This window comes from Azospirillum formosense (assembly GCF_013340925.1).
In the GTDB taxonomy this organism is placed as follows: Bacteria; Pseudomonadota; Alphaproteobacteria; order Azospirillales; family Azospirillaceae; genus Azospirillum; species Azospirillum formosense.
The window spans coordinates 1-5,236 of record NZ_WHOR01000338.1 but is presented as its reverse complement, the minus strand read 5'-3'; the positions used below and the strand labels follow the sequence as shown (position 1 = coordinate 5,236).

Here is a 5,236-nt window from a genome sequence, read left to right as displayed (position 1 = left end):
ATCCAATAAGTGGCCCCCACCCTAACCCTCCCCCGCTGACGCAGGGGAGGGAACTGCCGCCGCTTCGCAGAAGGCACCCTCCCCTGCGAAAGCGGGGGAGGGCCGGGGTGGGGGTAAGGTTTCGGCACCAATGGATGCGAGCGGGAATGTCCCGCCGAAGGGCGATTCCCGTCCGTCCGTTTCACAGCGCTGCGAGTGCCGGACCGTTCCTTGCTTTTTGCATGGGGAGGCCCGGCGCCGGTTGCCGAATAAGACAGCCTTCGTTACCTTTTTGCTTATCGAACAAACACAAGAAGCGGCGCGGCGAACGCGCCCCGAACAGCGCTTTTCAGGGCGCCACAAAGGGGATGGAACAATGGCTCTCGCAACCGTGACCCTTGACGACAAGTACGCGCTTGAACAAGGGCGCGTGTACCTGACGGGAACCCAGGCACTGGTGCGCCTTCCGATGATGCAGCGCCAGCGCGATCTTGCCGCCGGGTTGAACACTGCCTGTTTCATTTCGGGTTATCGCGGATCGCCCTTGGGCGGTTTCGACCAAAATTTGTGGAACGCGCGCAAGTTCCTGGAGAAGAACCACATCCAGTTCCAGCCCGGCGTGAACGAGGAGCTGGGCGCCACCGCGGTCTGGGGCAGCCAGCAGGTCGGCATGTTCCCCGGCGCCAAGTATGACGGCGTCTATTCCATGTGGTACGGCAAGGGTCCGGGCGTCGACCGGTCGGGCGACGTGTTCAAGCACGCCAACGCCGCCGGCACCTCGCGCAATGGCGGCGTGCTGGTGCTGACCGGCGACGACCACAACGCCAAGTCCTCGACCTTCCCGCACCAGTCCGAACACGCCTTCATGCACGCGATGATCCCCGTGCTGAACCCGTCGGGCGTGCAGGAGATTCTCGATTACGGCCTGATCGGCTGGGCGATGAGCCGCTGGTCCGGCTGCTGGATCGCCATGAAGACGATCGCCGAGACGGTGGACACCTCGGCCTCGGTTTACATCGATCCGCACCGCGTCAGCCCGATCGTCCCCGCCGACTTCGCGATGCCGCCGGGCGGCCTGAACATCCGCTGGCCCGACCCGCCGCTGGAGCAGGAATACCGGCTGATGAAGCACAAGCTGTACGCCGCCCTGGCGTTCGCGCGTGCCAACCGGCTGGACAAGGTGATGGTGTCCTCGCCGCGCCCGCGCTTCGGCATCGTCACCACCGGCAAGAGCTATCTGGACGTCCGGCAGGCCTTCGACGAGTTGGGCATCACCGAGGAGATGGCCGCCGACTGGGGCCTGACCGTCTACAAGGTCGGCATGCCCTGGCCGCTGGAGCGCGACGGCGTGCGCCACTTCGCCGAGGGGCTCGACGAGATCGTCGTGGTCGAGGAGAAGCGCGCGGTCATCGAGAACCAGCTCAAGGAGCAGCTCTACAACTGGCACCCCGACGTCCGCCCGAAGGTGGTCGGCAAGTTCGACGAGCATGGCGAGTGGATCCTCCCCTCCGCCGGGGAGCTTTCCCCGGCCCAGATCGCCGTGGTCATCGGGCGCCGGCTGGAGCGCTTCGTCGACAACGAGAACCTGAAGCGGCGCGTCGCCTTCCTCGACGCCCAGGAAAAGCAGAAGGCCCATCAGGCCCGCGTCATCCGCAAGCCGACCTTCTGCTCCGGCTGCCCGCACAATACCTCCACCCATGTGCCGGAGGGCAGCCGCGCGCTGGGCGGCATCGGCTGCCACTACATGGCGACGTGGCTGGACCGCAAGACCGACACCTTCACCCAGATGGGCGGCGAGGGCGTGCCCTGGGTCGGCCAGGCGCCCTTCACCGAGGAGAAGCACATCTTCGCCAACCTCGGCGACGGCACCTACTACCACTCCGGCATCCTGGCCATCCGCCAGTCCATCGCGGCGAAGGCCAACATCACCTACAAGATCCTGTTCAACGACGCCGTGGCGATGACCGGCGGCCAGCCGGTGGACGGCACCTTGACCGTGCAGTCGCTCGCCAACCAGCTCCGCGCCGAGGGCGTGGGCCGCATCGTCGTCGTCTCCGACGAGCCGGAGAAGTACGGCATCGGCGACGGCCTGCCGCAATACACCAGCGTCGAGCACCGCGACGACCTGGACCGCGTGCAGAAGGAGATGCGCGAGGTGTCCGGCGTCAGCGTCCTGATCTACGACCAGACCTGCGCCACCGAGAAGCGCCGCCGCCGCAAGCGCGGCAAGATGGTCGATCCGGCCAAGCGCGTGATCATCAACGAGCTGGTCTGCGAGGGCTGCGGCGACTGTTCCGTGAAGTCCTCCTGCGTGTCGGTGGTGCCGCTGGAGACGGAGTTCGGGCGCAAGCGCCAGATCGACCAGTCGAGCTGCAACAAGGACTATTCCTGCACCAAGGGCTTCTGCCCCAGCTTCGTGACGGTGGAGGGCGGGCAGCTCCGCAAGCCGAAACCGGCCGCCGCCAAGGCCGGCGCCGACCCGTCCGACCTGCGCACCCCCACCCTGCCCGCGCTCGACCGGCCCTGGGGCATCTACGTCACCGGCGTCGGCGGCACCGGCGTGGTGACCATCGGCGCCCTGCTCGGCATGGCCGCCCACATCGAGGGCAAGGGCGTCGGGGTGCTCGACATGACCGGCCTCGCCCAGAAGGGCGGCGCGGTGACCAGCCACATCCGCATCGCCGCCACCCCGGAGGACATCCATTCCGTCCGCATCGCGGCGGGGGGGGCCGACGCGGTGGTGGGCTGCGACCTGATCGTCGCCGGGGCGGGCGATGCCCTGTCGAAGATGGCGCACGGTCACACCCGCGCGGTCATCAACACCCACGACACCATCACCGTGGACTTCCTGAAGAAGCCGGACTTCACGGTGCCGGTCCGCGATCTGGTGGCCGACATCCGCAAGGCCTGCGGCGAGGGGGCGGTGAACGCCTTCGACGCGACCAAGCTGGCGACCGCGCTGATGGGCGACAGCATCGCCACCAACCCCTTCCTGATGGGCTACGCGTGGCAGAAGGGGCTGATCCCGATCACCGCCGAGGCCATCCTGAAGGCCATCGAGCTGAACGGCGTGGCGGTGAAGATGAACACCGACGCCTTCAACTGGGGCCGCCGCGCCGCCGTCGATCTGGCCGCCGTGGAGGCCGCCGCCAACCCGCCGCAGGAGCAGGCCGCATCCCACGACCTGTTCATCCTCGACCAGCGCCGCCCCTCGGCCAGCCTGGACGAGGCCATCGCCCGTCGCACCGCCTTCCTGACCGATTATCAGGACGCGGCCTACGCCAGCCGCTACCACGCGCTGGTCGACTGGACGCGGCGCGTCGAGGGCCAGAGACTCCCCGGCTCCACCGCCCTGACCGAGGCCGTGGCAAAGGGCTACTTCAAGCTGCTCGCCTACAAGGACGAGTATGAGGTGGCCCGGCTCTACACCGACACCGGCTTCGTCGAGCAGGTCGGGCGGATGTTCGAGGGCGACTACAAGCTGGTCTTCCACATGGCCCCGCCGGTGATGGGCGAGACCGGCGAGGACGGCGGCGAACCGAAGAAGAAGCGTTTTGGCCCGTGGATGCTGAAGGCCCTGCGCCTGCTCGCCAAGGGCAAGCGCCTGCGCGGCAGCCCGCTCGACCCGTTCGGCTGGCTGGCCGAGCGCCGCATGGAGCGCCGCCTGATCGCCGATTACGAGGCCATCATGGGCGAGATCCTGCACGGCCTGACCCGCGACAATCATGCCACCGCGGTGGAGATCGCCCGCCTGCCGCAGGAGATGCGCGGCTACGGCCCGGTGAAGGCCCGCAACGTCGAAGCGGCCAAGGCGAAGGAGGCCGCCCTTCTCGACGGCTTCCGCCAGCCCGCCGCCCCGCAGCCGATGGCGGCGGAGTGACCGCAAGGGTTGTGACCGAAGCGACCGGGTGCGGGGGGCGGCTGGCCTCCCGCCCCAGCCACAGCAGGCTGTCCCAAGCCTCGCCCGAGCAGTAATCCGACAGATGCCCCTTGCACAGATAGGGATGCGCGTCTGCCGGCAGGATCTTCGGGCGATCCAACAGCAGGCCGGCGGCGCGCAGGTAATCGCGTTGCCCATCGGTCAGGCCGAAATCGCAGACGCGCACCTGCTCCAGCGGAAAGCGCCCCGTCAGCCCCTCCAGGAAAGCCAGCGTGGTGATGAAGTAGCGCTCGTTGGCGCCGGTCACGCACAGTGTCGTCATGGTTGATCCTGCAAGGGTGCGTTCAGCGCCGCCAGATCGCGGCGCAGCCGTTCCACCGGCTCCGTCCAGTCGCCGAACACGGATTGGCGGTAGAGGCGCGCGGTCGGGTACCAGGGCGAATCCACCCGTTCATGCATCCAGCGCCACTCCGCCCCTTGGTCGAGCAGCACCGCCACCGGCTTTCCCAGCGCTCCGGCGAGGTGGGCCACGGCGGTGCAGGGGCTGATCACGATATCCAGCGCCTGGATCGCCGCGGCGGTGTCCGCGAAATCGCGAAGCTCCGTCCCAAGGTCGAGGAACGGGCCGAGTGGAGTGTGGCGCTCAAGGTCCGCACGCCCGTTGGCAACCTGGAGCAGGACGGCGGTCACGCCGGGAACGCCCGTCAGCGGCAGCACCGCCTCCAGCCCCGGCGAGCGCTGGCGGTGATAGGGGAAGGCGACCGAGCCGTGCCAGACCAGCCCGGCCTTCATCCCCCGCAACCCGGCCAGCCGGTCCGTCCAGCGCCGCGCCGCCGCGTCGGGCGCGCGCAGATAGGGAACGACGGCGGGCACGCTGTCCAAATCCGTGCCCATGCGATGGATCAGGCTCATGACGGGGACTTGGACGTCATGGGCCGGCGGCGGCCCATCAAGACCGGACAGGCCATCCACCACATCCGACGCGCGGAACAAGCCGAGCAGCCCTTCCGGCCCGTGGAAGACCACGCGCATCCCTTGCGCCCGCAACAGCGGGGCGTAGCGAATGAATTGGATGGCGTCGCCATAGCCGCGGTCGGCGTGGATCAGCAGCGTTTCGCCCGGTCGAACCCGACCGTCCCAGACCGGCCGGCTGTAGGACCGCGACGGCAGGAAGGCAGGCAGGCTCAGCCGCGCTTCATAATCCGCCGCCCCGTCGCGCAGGCGCCCGGTGAGCATCCGCAGCATTCCGAGTCCAGCCCGCGCCGCTTCCATCCCCGGCGACAGGCGCAAGGCGCGGTCAAAGGCGGCCTCCGCCAGGACGACCGCGTGCCGTCCCACCCCGGCGAAGCCCAGGTTGGCCCAGTGCTCGGCCATGGA

Annotated in this window: 1 protein-coding gene and 1 pseudogene; one reads left to right on the top strand and one right to left on the bottom strand. The window is 68.5% G+C overall.

Annotated elements, in window-relative coordinates:
• Window positions 1-352 precede the first annotated feature (352 nt).
• A pseudogene (locus tag GBZ26_RS26570) lies at window positions 353-3,859 on the top strand (indolepyruvate ferredoxin oxidoreductase family protein); the annotation flags it as partial.
• Between the two features lie 318 nt (window positions 3,860-4,177).
• Here GBZ26_RS26570 and GBZ26_RS26565 read toward each other — a convergent pair.
• Window positions 4,178-5,236, bottom strand: a 1,059-nt coding sequence (locus tag GBZ26_RS26565; RefSeq protein ID WP_486598852.1) for a tetratricopeptide repeat protein, incomplete at its 5' end; no start/stop codon positions are given.